Raw genomic sequence first — 14,909 nt, 5'->3', positions numbered from 1 at the left:
TTTCTCTTGTGTTCTTTTGGGCGCGCCAGAAGGCCCGCCACGCGAATGTCGTAAAAAGGAGAGGCAGCGTGACCGCGCCCCTCCCTAAAACTCTCAGTGGCCTCCCTTGAGGGAGAGGCTCAGGTTTTGCAGCTTCGTTTTAAGCGACGAATCGACCATCCGGCTGCCGAGCTTCACGACGAGCCCGCCGATCAGCGAAGGATCGACCCGCGTCTGAAGCGTCACGTCTTTTCCGACGGCCGCCTTCAGCGAAGCTTTGAGGGCCTCGGCCTGGGCATCGGTCAGGGGCTGCGCACTGGCAACCACCGCCGTCACCTCGCCGCGCGCCTTGGCTGCGAGCGCCTGGAACGCCCGCACCATGTCGGGCACGGCGAACAGGCGGCGGTTCCGGGCAGCCAACGCGAAGAAATTCTTCGCGAGCCCGCCAACTCCCGCCTTGTCGAGCACCGCGCCGAGCGCGCGCGTCTGATCGTCAGCCGCGATCACCGGGCTCCGGACCAGACGCTGGAGCTCTGGGCTCTCGTCGTAAAGTTGCTTGAATTTTTCGAGATCCTGCCCGACCTCGGAAATGGTGTTCTCCTCGCGGGCGAGATCGAACAGCGCTGCTGCGTATCGGCCTGCCACTCCGGCCACGATGGGTTCTTCTGTCGCCACGTCAAGAATTCTCGCGTGCTCAAGGGGTTGCTAGGAAGCCCCGCGGCCGAAGCCACAGCTCATTTCTTTGAGAAAGGGTGATCAGGGCGTTAGGGCCACACCGATGTTCTGCGTCGCCCCCCGACTGAAAACCCGCGGTTCTGTATCATGGGCGCAACGACGCATCAACCGGGGTTGGCGAGCCCGAACGCCGCATTTCCGCGGCCATTCACCGCCCTCTCCCTCAAACCACGCCAAAATGATGGAACCATAGGGGTTGCTCGTAGAATTCGTTGAGGCGAGGCCCCACATGGGCAATCAGGATCTCGAACGCCGTTCCGGCAAATCCGGGGACGACAAAGAACGAAAAAAATCGAGGCGTCACGCCCGCTAAGGCGTGAGAATTGGAGCAAGTTATGAGGACTTCACGCATCTTGGCGGCGGCCGCATTGATGGCGCTGCCGTTCGGAGCGCCGGCGGCTGCCGCCCCGGCCGCTTCCGCCACGGCGAAGGCCGCCACATCCAGCGCCCCTGCGGGGTCATCGATCGTTCCCGTCCAAAGATACATGGATGGCGGCGCAGCGCTTCGCGGCGGCGGCACGGCGCCCACCCCGGGAATTGGCGGAGGACCACGCGGCGGCGGAGGTCCCGCCATGGGTGGCGGTCACCGTGGCGGCGGAGGCCCCGGCTTCCGGGGCGGCGCTGGCCGGGGAGACTACGCCGGCCCAAGACGTGGCTACCGTGGCGTCGGCCATCGCCATCATCGTCATGCCCATCGCCGTTGGCGGGGCGGCGGCATCGGCTTCGGCGCACCTTATTTCTACGGCGCGTGGGGTCCGTCCTACTACTACGACGACTTCTATTACGCTCCGCCTTACGACGACGATTACGACGAGCCGGTCGCGTCCTACGACGACGACGCCGTCGAGCGCTGCGCCGCCCGCTATCGCTCGTTCGATCGCAGAACGGGCACGTTCCTGACCTACGGCGGCGAACGGAGGCTTTGTCCCTACCTGAGATAAGCCCCGCCTGCATCACCGCAGAAGAAACGGACGCGCCGGCAGCAAAAAAGAGCTGTCCGGCGCGTATTTACGAGCGTTTACGAATATGAACGGAGCCTGCACGCGCTGTTCAAGGAGGGTTCAGCGCCACCCCGCTATTTCTGATCCCAACGTGCTGGGAAGGCTTGGCACATTGGATCAGAAAGAAGGGGAACGGTTATGTCCTTCAAGAAATTCGCAACCTCCGCTGCCGTGATCACGGGCCTCGTCGCCGCCAACCTGAGCCCGCTCGCCGCCACGGCGGCAAACGCCAGGGACGGCTGGCACGGCAAGAGAGGCCACCACTACTCCCGCCATTACGACGACCGCCGCTACGAGCATCGCCACGGTCGCAGCCATGGCTACAAGAAGCATCGCCACAACAAGGATAGGGATCTCGCAAAGGGCATAGCCATCGGCCTCGGCGTGTTGGCGGTCGGCGCGATCCTCTCCTCGGCCCACCGCTAAAACGAGGCACGCGGCCGATCCCTAGAGAAAGTTGTAGGGATCGACATCGACGGCGAGGCGCAAATCCCCCGCGATCCGGGGCAGCGCCTCGCCCCATTGCCTCAGATAGTCCTGAATGTTGGCCTCCCGCGGCGCTTTAACGAGAAGCCGCCATCGATGGCGCCCGCGCACCACCGCAATCGGCGCCTCCGCAGGGCCAAGCACGGCGATCCGGTCCGAGGGGGGCGCCCGGCGCGCAACCTCGCGCGCAAACTTCTCCGCCAGATCCTTGTCGCGCGCCGAGATGACGAGCGCGGCCAGACGCCCGAACGGCGGCAGCAGTCCGCGCCGTCTCATGTCGATCTCGCGGTCGAGAAAACTCTCTCTGTCGCCGGAGATGATCGCTTCCATCACCGGATGGTCTGGCATGTGGGTCTGAACGAACCCGCGCCCCTTCGTCATCGCGCGCCCAGCGCGGCCCGTCACCTGATGGAGAAGCTGAAACGTCCGCTCGCCCGCGCGCGGATCCGCGCCCATCGAAAGACCGAGATCGCCGTCCACGATGCCGACCGTCGCCAGCAGCGGAAAGTTGTGCCCCTTGGCCACGATCTGCGTGCCGATGATGATGTCCACCTCCCCGCTTTCGATCTCGCCGATGATCTGGCGCATCTCTTCAAGCCCCGGGATGAGATCTGACGAAAGCAGCGCCACGCGCGCCTCGGGAAACCGCTCCCGCACTTCTTCCGCCACCCGCTCGACGCCGGGACCGCACGCGACGAGCGCGCCCTCTTCATGGCACTTCGGACATGCCTCGGGCATCGCCAGCGAGAAGCCGCAGTGATGGCAGTTAAGCCGGCGGCGGAAACGATGCTCCACAAGCCACGCCGTACATTGCGGACACTCCACCCGATGACCGCACGCCCGGCACAGCGTCAGCGGCGCATAGCCCCGGCGATTGAGAAACAGCAGCGACTGCTGGCGCTGCGCGAGCGTCTCTGTGAGCGCGCCCACCAGCACGGGCGAGAGCCATTGCCCTTTTTCAGGCGGATCGCGCCTCAGATCGATCGCCTTGACGTCGGGCAGATCGGCACCCGTAAAGCGCCCCGGCAGCACGATCTGCCGGTAGCGCCCGGTGCGCGCGTTGACGTGGCTCTCGATGGACGGCGTGGCGGACGCGAGCACCACCGGAAACTTGCCGAGACTGCCGCGCACAACGCTCATGTCGCGCGCCTGATAGTGCACCCGGTCGTCCTGCTTGAAGCCTGCATCGTGCTCTTCGTCGACGATGACGAGCCCGAGATCGGCATAGGGCAGAAACAGCGCGGATCGTGCCCCCACGATCACACGCGCTTCTCCCGAGGCCGCGGCCTTCCACACACGCCCACGCTCGGCGGGAGAGAGCGCCGAATGCCATTCCGCCGGCTGACACCCGAAGCGCGCCACGAACCGGCTCATGAACTGCCCGGTGAGCGCGATCTCCGGCAGCATGATGAGCGCTTGCCGCCCTTTCCGGAGCGTCTGCGCAACCGCCTCGAAATAAACCTCCGTCTTGCCCGAGCCCGTCACGCCGTCGAGCAAAGAAACGGAGAACCCGTCGCCGTCGACCGATGACACGAGTGCATGCACGGCCTCGGCCTGCGCATCCGTGAATTGAGTTTCGCGATGCTCCGGATCGGGCACCGGATACCGCCGCTCCGGCACGGCCACCTCGACGAGATTTCCCGAAGCCACCAGCCCGTCGACAACACCAGTGCTGCATTGCGCCTCTGTCGCAAGCGCCGATTTTACCCGGATCAGGCCATCCGCCGCGATATCGAGCGCGCGCCGCCGGGCCGGCGTCATGCGCGGCGGCTCCTGCGCGCCCGCCACGATGCGCACGCCAAAGCGCGGCTTCTGCGGCTCGAACGCGGCCTGCGCACTCATCGTCATGCGCGCAACGAGGCCTAGGGGCGACAGCGTATATCCCGAGATCCATTCCGCGAACCGGAGGGAAACGGCCGGAAGGGGCGGCACGTCGAGCCGCTCCGTGATCGCTTTCATTTTCTTGGGATCGACGGCGCGCGATTGGTCGCCCTGCGGGGTGTCCCAAACGACGCCGATCCGCGTTTGCGGCCCGAACGGCACAAGGACGAAGCAGCCGGGCTCGACCGCAAGCCCCGCGGGCACCAGATAGTCGTAGGTTTGGTCCAGCGGCGCGCCGGGCATCAGCACAGGCACGGTCTTCGGCCCCAAAAGGCCGCGTTCACCGTGTTCGTTCATGTCAAGGAGGCTATCCAAGTGTGCCGGTACCGGATTAGAAGCTACCAATCGAAAATCAGAGCGTGGTGAGGCAGGGTGACGAGAATGAGCCCGTGAGCCCAAAGCGGCTGCCTTGCTCCGTCGTGAAGAATGCCCCGCCACCGGGGCAGCACAAAGGACCGAGAATGAAGTTTTTCGTCGATACCGCCGATGTCGGGGAGATTCAGGAGCTGGCCGCAACCGGGCTTCTTGACGGAGTCACCACCAACCCCTCGCTGATTGCAAAATCGGGCCGCGACTTCAAGCAGACGATCTCCGAGATTTGCGCCATCGTATCCGGCCCCGTATCCGCCGAGGTCGCCGCAACCGACCACGCCGGCATGATGAAAGAGGCCGAGGTGCTGCGGAAGATCGCCGACAACGTCGCGATCAAGGTGCCGCTGACCCTCGACGGCCTCAAGGCCTGCAAGGCCCTGACGTCGGACGGCACCATGGTCAACGTCACGCTGTGCTTTTCCGCCAACCAGGCGCTCCTGGCCGCGAAGGCGGGCGCTACGTTCGTCTCGCCGTTCATCGGCCGGCTCGATGACATCGGCCTGAACGGCATGGACCTGATCCGCGAAATCCGCGCCATCTACGACAACTACCAGGATCTCGAAACCGACATCCTCGCAGCCTCGATCCGCACCGTGAACCACGTCAAGGAAGCAGCCCTGATCGGCGCCGACGTCTCGACCATTCCGCCCTCGATCCTGAAGGCGCTGGTGAAGCATCCGCTCACCGACTCCGGCCTCGCCCAGTTCGTGGCCGACTGGCAGAAGACCGGCCAGACGATCTGACGCACACGGGATACCACACCACCGCCCTCTCATCCGGACCAACGTAGCTGGATCCCGGCCGTCCATGCGGAGCATGGCTCCGCCATGACGCCGGGATGACGGCAGTTTGCTGGCAAGCCGATTGCCTAAAACACTCCGTCACACCGGCGAAGGCCGGTGCCCAGACACGCTTCCACACACCCAACGAAAGCGGCGGCCGAGAAAACTCGGCCGCCGCTTTATTTGTATCGCACCGGACAGAGACGGGGAGTGGGCTGCAGAGAAGCCCGCGCCGCGCCAACCCGTCCCGTCTTAGACCATGATCGCTTCAGGCCTTATCAGCCTGAAGCGTGATAGTCGGCCTCGCTAACGAAGACCGCGATCCCGACAATCCGAAACGATCACGCTTTATATCTGCTCTTTGAGATCCTTGGCGGCGCGGAAGGCAACCTTCTTGCTCGCCTTGATCTTGATGGTCTCGCCCGTCGCCGGGTTGCGGCCCATGCGAGCCGGACGCTTGCGCACCTGAAGGATGCCGAGGCCGCCAATGCGGATGCGGTCGCCCTTCTTGAGGTGCTTGGTGATCAACGCAACCATATCCTCAAGCACGGCGTTGGCCTGCTTCTTCGGAAGGTCGTGCGTCTCGGAAAGCGCGACGCCGATATGGCGAAGCGTGAGGGTGTTCGTTGCCTTCGCGGCCGTCGTCTTGGCCGCAGCGGTCTTCGTTGCAGGCTTGGCTTTAGCCGGAGCCTTTGCCTTCGCCTTAGTCTTCGGCGCGGCTTTAGTGACAGTCTTGGTAGCCATGAGTGTTTCCTCAGCGAAAAGAATCAATGCCCGCGAAGATACAATAAACAATGAGCTTTCGCGTCTATCGATCTACAATGATTGCGTTTTTCTAGCCAGGGATTGGAGTTTCGGTCACGCTTGCACGCGCAACGGAGGTCTGAAGAACACAAGTTTTGCCCTGAAACCGGGGACAAAACGCGCCTCCACCCTCCGTGTTGCATACCATCGCCGCACGCGAGGGAGCAATCGAGACTGCAGTTCGTCCCCCTGATTCGCGCATTCCGAACGTTCGTTCCCAATCCGCAGTTCGCGCCTTTGAGCAGCAGAAAGCGCTTATTTAAAGCGATTAAAGTGTCGCAGAGCGAACCGCGGCACACGCGATAGGGCACGCCGCCACGTCGCAAATCATGTAGCGTCGCGCTGAGAGAGACAGGGCATGCGCGCCGGATGACGAAGACCTCGATCGACGATCTCCTCGATGCCGACGGCACTCTGCCGCTCGCGGAAGATCTCCGTGACGCGGCCCGCGGCTGGCTCGCCCATCTCGAACACGAACGCGGATATTCCGAAGCGACCCGCATCGCCTATGAGCGCGATCTCGGCCAGTTCGTGCTGTTTTTAAAGGGCGATCTTGGCCATTCCCCCTGCCTCGGCGACCTCGCCCGCCTCGACGTCAAAGCCGTCCGCCGCTTCCTTGCCGCACGCCGAAGGGCCGGCATCCAAAGCCGCTCGCTCGCCCGCACCCTGTCTGCGCTGCGCACCTTCTACCGCTGGCTCGAAACGACGAACCACGTAAGCAACCGCGCGCTCGCGCGCGTCGCCACGCCCCGTATCGCGCGCTCGCTTCCAAAACCTCTCACCGTGGAAAAGGCAGCGGCCCTGGTCGACGACGCCGATGCGGCCAACGGCTGGATCGGCGCGCGCGATACCGCCGTTCTGCTACTGCTTTATGGCGCTGGCCTGCGCATTTCCGAAGCGCTCGGCCTCACGCGGCAAGATGCGCCCCTGCCCGGCCGCGACGTCATCCGCATCGTTGGCAAGGGCGGCAAGGAGCGGCTCGTTCCCATTCTGCCGGTCACGCAGCAGGCTGTTGCCCGCTACATTGCGCTCTGCCCCTATCCGCTCGATCCCGCAGGCTCACTCTTCCTGGGCGCCAAGGGCGGTCCGCTCTCGCCGCGCATTATTCAGCTCGCTGTCGCGCGAATGCGGGACGCACTGGCCTTGCCGGAGACCGCAACCCCGCACGCGCTCCGCCATTCGTTCGCCACCCACCTTCTGGCGGCCGGCGCCGACCTGCGCCAGATCCAGGAGCTCTTGGGTCACGCCTCGCTCTCCACCACCCAGGTCTATACGGACGTCGACCGCGAACGTATCCTCGCCGTCTACGACGCCGCCCATCCGCGCGCCTGACAAAAAATCGCGGCCGATCCAAACCCGGCCGTCGCGCGTTTGAGCACAGGGGAAGGCACCCGATAAGGCGCAAGTGAGGGAAAACGCGTTGCGGAACGCCATAAAACGCATGGTTCTCCTGGCCCTGCTCTTCGCCATCGGAGGCGGCGCACGGGGCGGCATCACGTCCGATCCCAACGCCGGTTACGCGCCCTCCGAGCCGTCGCGATGCGGCGGCGTGAACCTGCTGACGAGCCTCGCCTCATCCGATCCGACCCTCCATAGCCGCATCCTTGAAGCTGCCGCGTCGCTCCAAAACGGTCAGCACCTGCTTTGGAAAGTCGAGCGGCCGGGCCTCGCACCCTCCTATCTGTTCGGAACCGTGCACCTGACCGACAACCGCGTGCGGGACATCTCCCTGAAGACGCGCGCCGCGCTCCGAAGCGCCAAGGCCGTGCTTCTCGAAACATCCGACATCAGTCCCGAAACGACGGCCGCAGCCCTCGTCTCCGCTGCCAGAACGGCCGTTTACACGGATGGTCGCACGCTGGACCGGCTCCTCACCAAGGATGAGTTTCGGAAGGTGCAAGAAACCATCGACCGGGCAGGCGTGCCTGCGGCCTCCGCGCGGATTTATCGGCCGTGGATGATCTCCATGATGCTGTCAGGCTCGAATTGCGAACGCCGCCGCATTCGCGAAGGCGAACCCGTGCTCGACATGGCCCTCGCCCAGGAAGCACGCATCCACGGCATCCCCATCGCCGGCCTCGAAACGGCCGAAGAGCAGATCCGCACGCTCGCGTCCGTGCCGGAGGATCAGCAGCTCGACATGCTGCGCGCCAACCTCGCGCTCATCGACGAAACCGACAATCTGATGGAAACCATGGTGCAGCTCTACCTGGAGAGGCGCATCGGCGCGGTGTGGGAGCTGCAGATGGCGTTGGCCGAAACGGCCGGCATCCCCGCGTCCGCCTTCGACGGCTTCCGCCAGGCCGTCATCGTGGACCGCAACATTAAGATGTACGAGACCGCCCGCGTCTACTTCGAGACGGGCGGCACGTTCATGGCTGTCGGCGCGCTTCATCTGCCCGGAGAAGACGGCCTCGTCGCCCTTCTCCGCAACGCCGGCTACACCGTCACACCCGTCGAGTAGCGCCTCCCGAACAAGCCCATGAGCGATAATCACGCTGCGTAGCAGCCGGGAGCAAAGCGACCCGCGACGGGTGTCGCGCCCGCGCGGAGGGCGCGGGAGGCGTATGGCGGCGCTCCGCCGCGATACGCCTCCCGAACAAGCCCGTGAGCGCTACATATGAATAGCCCGCTTCGCCACCGCGAGCGCCGCTTCTTTGACGGCCTCCGACAGCGTCGGATGTGCATGGCACGTGCGCGCCAGATCTTCGGCGGAGCCGCTGAACTCCATGATCACGGCCGCTTCCGCGATCAGCTCGCTCGCATTCGCACCGATGATGTGCACACCGAGGATGCGATCCGTTTCCGCATCCGCCAGCACCTTCACGAAACCGTCGGTCGTCTTGTTCACCTTCGCGCGGCCGTTGGCGAGGAACGGGAACTTGCCGACCGTGTAGGCGATCTCGGCAGCCTTCAGCTCTTCTTCCGTCTTTCCGACCGACGCCACCTCCGGCGTCGTGTAGATCACGCTTGGGATAACGTCGTGGTTCACTTGCCCCGCCTGCCCCGCGAGAATTTCGGCAACCGCAATGCCCTCGTCTTCCGCCTTGTGCGCAAGCATCGGCCCCGCGATCACATCGCCGATGGCGTAAATACCCGTTACGTTGGTCTGGAACTGACCGTTGACGGCGATGCGGCCCTTGTCGTCACGCACCACGCCCACGTCGTCGAGCCCGAGCCCGTCGGTGAACGGAACGCGCCCGATGGCGACGAGCACAATGTCGGCCTCGACACGATCCGCCGCGCCACCTTGCGCAGGCTCCAGCGCAACCTCAAGCCCGCTCTCGGTCCGAGAAACGCCCGTCACCTTCGTTCCGAGCCGGAACTTGATCCCCTGCTTCGCGTAGATCCGCTCCAGAGACTTCGCGACCTCGCCGTCCATGCCCGGCAGGATGCGGTCGAGATATTCGACCACCGTCACGTTCGAGCCAAGCCGCCGCCACACCGATCCGAGCTCCAGCCCGATCACACCCGCGCCGACCACGAGCAACCGCTCCGGAACGCTCGGCAACGAAAGCGCTCCCGTCGACGACACGACGTCCGTTTCGTCGATTTCGATGCCGGGAAGCCGCGCCACGTCCGATCCCGTCGCGATCACGATGGCGCGCGCGTCGAGCACCGTCTGCGCGCCATCTGCCCCTGTCACCTCGACACGGCCGGGCTTCACGATCCGCCCCGTGCCCTGAAAGGGATCGATCTTGTTCTTCTTGATGAGGAACGCGACGCCATCGACGTTGCCCTTCACGCCCTCGTCCTTGAAGGCGAGCATCTTTTTGAGGTCCAGCTCGGGCGAAACCTTGATGCCCATGCGGGCAAAGCCGTGACCGGCCTCCTCGTACAGCTCCGAGGCGTGCAGCAGCGCCTTGGACGGAATGCAGCCCACATTGAGGCACGTGCCGCCATACGTGCTGCGCTTTTCGACGATCGCCGTCTTAAGCCCAAGCTGCGCCGCGCGGATCGCGCACACATATCCGCCCGGCCCGCTGCCGATGACGATGAGATCGTAGGTCGTATCCATAATCCGCCCCCGTCGCTGTCTTCCTCGGGCGGCCGCCCGCTTCGATGCCCCTTACAGCTCCAGGATGAACCGCTGCGGATCCTCCAGGCACTCCTTGACGCGCACGAGGAACGTCACCGCCTCTTTTCCATCGACCAGACGATGGTCGTAGGACAGCGCGAGATACATCATCGGCCGCGCCACGATCTCGCCGTTCTTGACCACCGGCCGCTGCTCGATGCGGTGCATGCCGAGAATGCCCGACTGCGGCGAATTCAAAATCGGCGTCGAAAGCATCGAGCCGTAGACGCCTCCGTTCGAGATCGTGAACGTGCCGCCCTGCATCTCCGCGATGGAGAGCCGCCCATCGCGCGCGCGCTTGCCGAAGTCGGCAATCTTCGCCTCGATCTCGGCAATCGACATCCGGTCCGCCTCGCGCAGAACGGGCACGACGAGCCCGCGATCCGTCCCGACCGCAACGCCGACGTGGTAGTAGTTCTTGAAGACGATATCCTCGCCGTCGATCTCCGCGTTCACCGCCGGGATCTCGCGCAGAGCCTGAATGCACGCCTTTACGAAGAAGCCCATGAAGCCGAGCTTCACGCCGTGCCGGCGCTCGAACAGATCTTTGTACTGGGCGCGCATCGCGATCACCGCGCTCATGTCGACGTCGTTGAACGTCGTGAGCATCGCCGCCGTATTCTGCGCCTCCTTGAGACGCATCGCGATGGTCTGGCGCAGGCGCGTCATGCGCACGCGCTCCTCGCGGCCCGCTTCGCTGACCGATGTAGCCACGCGTACATCCGGAGCAGGCACCTCGCGCGCGCGCTGCGTCGCGGGCACCTGCGCGGCAGGTTGCGGCGTGGACGTCTCGCGTCGCGGCTCCTCCAATTCCTGCTCCGGCTGATGCGCCGAGCGCGGCGCGGCCTTCGCAACAGCCGCCGCCACATCTTCCTTCAGCACCTGTCCGCGGCGTCCGGAACCTGCGGACACGGCATCGGCAGCGAGCCCTGCATCCGCAAGATGCTTGCGCGCGGCCGGGCTCGGCGGCGGCCCGCTTCCGTCAGACTTCCGCTCGGCCTGCGCCGGCTTACTGTTGCTCTTCTTCGGCGCAGCTGCAGCGGCACCGCCGTCCGCGAGCGCTCCGAGCACCGTTCCGATGGCAACGGTCGCGCCCTCGTCGACGTGAATTTCAGAGAGTTGGCCAGATGCAGGTGCGGGAACCTCGACCGTCACCTTATCCGTTTCCAGCTCCACCAGAGGCTCGTCCGCTTTCACGGCGTCGCCCGGCTTTTTCAGCCATTTGCCCACCGTCGCCTCGGTCACCGACTCGCCCAGCGTCGGCACACGGATCTCGATAGTCATTGCCTGCTCTTGCCCTTTTCCTCGCCGGCCGCGGTGCAGCCGGTCCCGCACATAGAAGTCCGCATAAGTCGGATAACGCCCGCACGGGCCCTATCCCTTCAAAGCGTCCGCCACGAGCGCCTTCTGCTCGGCGATATGCTTGCTCATCAGGCCCGTCGCCGTGGAGGCCGACGCCGAGCGGCCTGCGTACCGCACGCGCTCCCCCTCCTGCCCCAAGCGGTCCAGAACCCAGTTGATGTTCGGCTCGATGAACGTCCAGGCGCCCATGTTCTTGGGCTCCTCCTGGCACCAAACCACCTCGGCATTCGGAAAACGCCCCAGTTCGTGCAGCAGCGCGCGCGCGGGGAACGGATAAAGCTGTTCGAGCCTCAGGATGTAGACGTCGAAAAGCTCTTCCGCATCGCGCGCGTCCGCCAGGTCGTAATACACCTTGCCGGAGCACAGGATCACGCGCTTGATATCCGCCTCGGGTACCCGGAACGTATCGTCCCAAAGCACGCGATGGAACGTGGTCCCCGGCCCCATCTCGTCGATACGCGAGACAACGCGCTTGTGCCGGAGCAGCGACTTCGGCGTCATCAGGATCAGCGGCTTGCGGAAGTTCCGGTGCAACTGCCGCCGGAGAATGTGGAAATAGTTGGCGGGCGTGGTGCAGTTGGCAACCTGCCAGTTGTCCTCCGCGCAAAGCTGCAGGAAGCGTTCGAGCCGCGCGGACGAATGCTCCGGCCCTTGCCCCTCGTAGCCGTGCGGCAGCAGGCACACGAGCCCGCTCATCCGAAGCCACTTGCGCTCACCCGACGAGATGAACTGGTCGAACACCACCTGCGCACCGTTCGCGAAATCGCCGAACTGCGCTTCCCACGCCACGAGCGCGTTCGGCTCGGCCAGCGAATAGCCATACTCGAAGCCGAGCACCGCTTCCTCCGACAGCATCGAGTTCACGACCTCGAACCCGGCCTGATTTGGCGCAATGTGGCGCAACGGCGTGTAGCGCCGCTCCGTCTCCTGGTCGATCAGCACCGAATGGCGCTGCGAGAACGTCCCGCGCTCGCAATCCTGACCGGAAAGGCGCACCGGGAAACCTTCGTTGACGAGCGTACCGAACGCCAGATGCTCGGCCATCGACCAATCGATCCCCTCGCCCTTGGAGATCATCTCGCGGCGTCGATCCAACAACCGCACGAGCGTCTTGTGCGCCGTAAAGTCGGCCGGAACCGTCGTGATCCTGCGGCCCACCTCACGAAGCGTTTCGAGCGGCACGCCGGTGTTCCCGCGCACCTCGTCCTCTGCGAGCCCGACGCCGCTCCACCGCCCGTCGAGCCAATCGGCTTTATTCGGCTTGTAGGCTTCGGCCGCCACGAGTTCCTCTTCCAGAAACGCGCGGAACTCGCCCTTCATGCCCTCCACGTCGTCCGCGCCGAGCACGCCTTCCTCGACCAGCTTCTCACCGTAGATCTGGACAGCCGTCGGATGCTTGCGGATCCGGTCGTACATCAGGGGCTGGGTGAACGCCGGTTCGTCCGCCTCGTTGTGGCCGAAGCGGCGATAGCAGAACATGTCGATCACGACCGGCTTGCGGAACTTCTGCCGGAACTCGGTGGCGATCTTCGCCACGTGCACCACAGCTTCCGGATCGTCGCCGTTCACGTGGAAGATCGGCGCCTCGATCACCTTCGCCGCGTCCGAGCAATACGGCGACGAGCGCGAATGCCGCGGGTTGGTGGTGAACCCGATCTGGTTGTTGATGATGAAATGGATCGAGCCACCCGTGCGGTGGCCCTTGAGCCCCGAGAGACCGAAACACTCCGCCACCACGCCCTGCCCGGCAAAGGCTGCGTCGCCGTGGAGCAGCAGCGGCAGCACGCAGTTTCTCTCCGCCGCCGAGCACTTGAGCTGATCCTGCTTCGCGCGCGCCTTGCCGAGCACGACGGGATCCACGATCTCAAGATGCGAGGGATTGGCCGTCAGCGACAGGTGCACGTTGTTGCCGTCGAACTGCCGGTCCGACGACGCGCCGAGATGGTACTTGACGTCGCCCGAGCCCTCGACGTCGTCGGGCTTCCAAGACCCGCCCTTGAACTCGTTGAAGATCGCGCGGAACGGTTTCGCCATCACGTTGGACAGCACGTTGAGACGCCCGCGATGCGCCATGCCGATCACGATCTCGCGGACGCCGAGCTGGCCGCCCCGCTTGATGATCTGTTCGAGCGCCGGAATGATCGCCTCGCCGCCGTCGAGCCCGAAGCGCTTGGTGCCGGTGTACTTGACGTCGGCGAACCGCTCGAACATCTCGGCTTCGATCAGCTTCCGCAGGATGGCCTTCTTGCCCATATCCGTGAAGCGGATGTCCTTCTCGTCGCCCTCGATCCGGTGCTGGATCCACGACTTCTGCACCGGCGACGTGATGTGCATGAACTGGTAGCCGATCTTGCGGCAATAGGTGCGCCTGAGAATGCGCAGCACCTGCCGGATCGTTGCCGTTTCGAGGCCCAGATAGCGGTCAAGGAAGATCGGCCGGTCGAGATCGGCGTCCGTGAAGCCGTAGGTGTCGGCCTTGAGCTCTTTGTGCACGCGCCGTTCGGCGAGCCCCAAGGGATCGAGATCCGCCGCAAGGTGACCCATCACGCGATAGGCGCGGATCAGCATCGTCGCGCGGATGCTGTCCTGGATGGCGCGCAGAGAAGCCGCAGGAGAAAGCTCGTAGCCGCTCGCAAACGCCTTCGCCTGGATCTTGTCGCGGAGATCGCGCTCGATACCGCCATAGTCGCCCGTCAACGCCGAGACGAGTTCGGACGGCGCGTCGTGAAGCTGCGAGAGCGGCTGGGCCCACGAAGGCTGTCCGCTGCCCGAACCGAGATCGTCTTCGGCGGGGCCTTGCCCAGCGCCTTCGCGCATGCTCTCGAAGAAAAGCCGCCACTCATCGGTGACGGACCCAGGGTTCTTCTCGTATTGCTCTTGCAGCTCTTCGATGTAGGGCGCATTAGCCCCGTACAGGAACGACGTCCTTGCGAACTGCTCGTTGCGCGCGTGCCGTGTCATGCAAACCCCGCATCCTTAGTCCCGGCCCAACGCCGGCTGCTTAGACGGCAATCTCTCTCCAGGAATTAGGCGATTCTCGGCGTATTGGATGACGTTCTTACGTCGGATTCCGTCTCAACCCTTTAGAACTTTGGTCAAAGTCGCACACAGGATCCGCGAACGGCAGGATGCATCATCCCACCTTTCGCCGCCTTATGCCAACAGAACAGACCACGACACCGATCAGCGCGCCGAAGATCGACGGCAGCGCCCAGGCTAGGAAATGTAGCTGACCAGCCGCTAGCCACAGCCCGATCCCCGCGGCCACAATGAGCGTGCCCGTGCCGAGCGCACCTGCCCGTCCGAATAATCCGCTCATCCAAAGGACGAGCAGAAAAGACGACAGCGCAACCACGCCCCAGACGAGCACGAGACCCCAATCTGGAGCGTAGAAGTCGAGCGCCTCCGTCACCGAACGGTTTCTCCGTC

The 14,909-nt window shown here is 64.5% G+C and carries 13 protein-coding genes; 5 read left to right on the top strand and 8 right to left on the bottom strand.

Going from position 1 to position 14,909, the window contains the following annotated elements; translation table 11 throughout:
• Positions 1-93: 93 nt before the first annotated feature.
• Together W911_RS02310 and W911_RS18420 are read right to left on the bottom strand one after the other, a co-directional pair.
• Entirely contained in the window at positions 94-654 is a 561-nt protein-coding gene (locus W911_RS02310) for a F0F1 ATP synthase subunit delta (protein ID WP_023785898.1), read from the bottom strand.
• 223 nt (positions 655-877) lie between these two features.
• Positions 878-1,153, bottom strand: a complete 276-nt coding sequence (locus tag W911_RS18420) for a hypothetical protein (RefSeq protein WP_162471741.1) — start codon at positions 1,151-1,153, stop codon at positions 878-880.
• Positions 1,154-1,286: 133 nt separating this feature from the next.
• On the opposite strand from W911_RS18420, the gene W911_RS18625 reads away from it, so the two are divergent.
• Together W911_RS18625 and W911_RS02295 are read left to right on the top strand one after the other, a co-directional pair.
• Positions 1,287-1,655 carry a BA14K family protein gene (locus W911_RS18625; RefSeq protein ID WP_244438568.1) on the top strand — a complete coding sequence of 123 codons (369 nt, stop codon included), beginning with the start codon at positions 1,287-1,289 and terminating at the stop codon, positions 1,653-1,655.
• Between the two features lie 198 nt (positions 1,656-1,853).
• Positions 1,854-2,141, top strand: coding sequence for a hypothetical protein (locus tag W911_RS02295; protein ID WP_023785895.1), 288 nt, complete (start codon positions 1,854-1,856; stop codon positions 2,139-2,141).
• A 21-nt stretch (positions 2,142-2,162) separates the two neighbouring features.
• Here the strand turns inward: W911_RS02295 and W911_RS02290 are convergent, their stop codons facing one another.
• A complete protein-coding gene (locus W911_RS02290; protein ID WP_023785894.1) occupies positions 2,163-4,379 on the bottom strand; it encodes a primosomal protein N' in 2,217 nt (738 codons plus the stop codon).
• A 164-nt stretch (positions 4,380-4,543) separates the two neighbouring features.
• Here W911_RS02290 and fsa point away from each other — a divergent pair, with 164 nt between their 5' ends.
• The gene (fsa, locus tag W911_RS02285; protein WP_023785893.1) at positions 4,544-5,197 is read left to right on the top strand and encodes a fructose-6-phosphate aldolase; all 654 of its coding nucleotides are present in this window, start codon (positions 4,544-4,546) and stop codon (positions 5,195-5,197) included.
• Between the two features lie 387 nt (positions 5,198-5,584).
• Here the strand turns inward: fsa and W911_RS17650 are convergent, their stop codons facing one another.
• A complete protein-coding gene (locus W911_RS17650) occupies positions 5,585-5,980 on the bottom strand; it encodes an HU family DNA-binding protein (RefSeq protein WP_081717800.1) in 396 nt (131 codons plus the stop codon).
• A gap of 429 nt (positions 5,981-6,409) precedes the next feature.
• Between W911_RS17650 and W911_RS02275 the strand changes: the two genes are divergently transcribed.
• Together W911_RS02275 and W911_RS02270 are read left to right on the top strand one after the other, a co-directional pair.
• Positions 6,410-7,372 carry a tyrosine recombinase XerC gene (locus W911_RS02275; RefSeq protein ID WP_023785891.1) on the top strand — a complete coding sequence of 321 codons (963 nt, stop codon included), beginning with the start codon at positions 6,410-6,412 and terminating at the stop codon, positions 7,370-7,372.
• 88 nt (positions 7,373-7,460) lie between these two features.
• On the top strand, positions 7,461-8,504 hold the full coding sequence (locus W911_RS02270) for a TraB/GumN family protein (protein WP_210163472.1): 1,044 nt from the start codon (positions 7,461-7,463) through the stop codon (positions 8,502-8,504).
• A 150-nt stretch (positions 8,505-8,654) separates the two neighbouring features.
• Here the strand turns inward: W911_RS02270 and lpdA are convergent, their stop codons facing one another.
• From lpdA to W911_RS02250, 4 genes are all read right to left on the bottom strand, one after another.
• Positions 8,655-10,058, bottom strand: a complete 1,404-nt coding sequence (lpdA, locus tag W911_RS02265) for a dihydrolipoyl dehydrogenase (RefSeq protein ID WP_041316179.1) — start codon at positions 10,056-10,058, stop codon at positions 8,655-8,657.
• A gap of 51 nt (positions 10,059-10,109) precedes the next feature.
• Positions 10,110-11,402: a 2-oxoglutarate dehydrogenase complex dihydrolipoyllysine-residue succinyltransferase gene (gene odhB / locus W911_RS02260; protein WP_041316176.1), complete on the bottom strand. Its 1,293-nt coding sequence runs from the start codon at positions 11,400-11,402 to the stop codon at positions 10,110-10,112.
• A 90-nt stretch (positions 11,403-11,492) separates the two neighbouring features.
• Positions 11,493-14,441 (bottom strand): 2-oxoglutarate dehydrogenase E1 component, encoded by a 2,949-nt coding sequence (locus W911_RS02255; protein ID WP_023785889.1) that lies wholly within the window; start codon positions 14,439-14,441, stop codon positions 11,493-11,495.
• A gap of 172 nt (positions 14,442-14,613) precedes the next feature.
• Complete coding sequence (locus W911_RS02250; protein ID WP_023785888.1) at positions 14,614-14,892, bottom strand: hypothetical protein; 279 nt, start codon at positions 14,890-14,892, stop codon at positions 14,614-14,616.
• Positions 14,893-14,909 lie beyond the last annotated feature (17 nt).

The organism is Hyphomicrobium nitrativorans NL23, assembly GCF_000503895.1.
GTDB classification, from domain to species: domain Bacteria; phylum Pseudomonadota; class Alphaproteobacteria; order Rhizobiales; family Hyphomicrobiaceae; genus Hyphomicrobium_C; species Hyphomicrobium_C nitrativorans.
The sequence above is the reverse complement of the archived record's forward strand: the minus strand, read 5'-3'. Positions and strand labels throughout refer to the sequence as shown.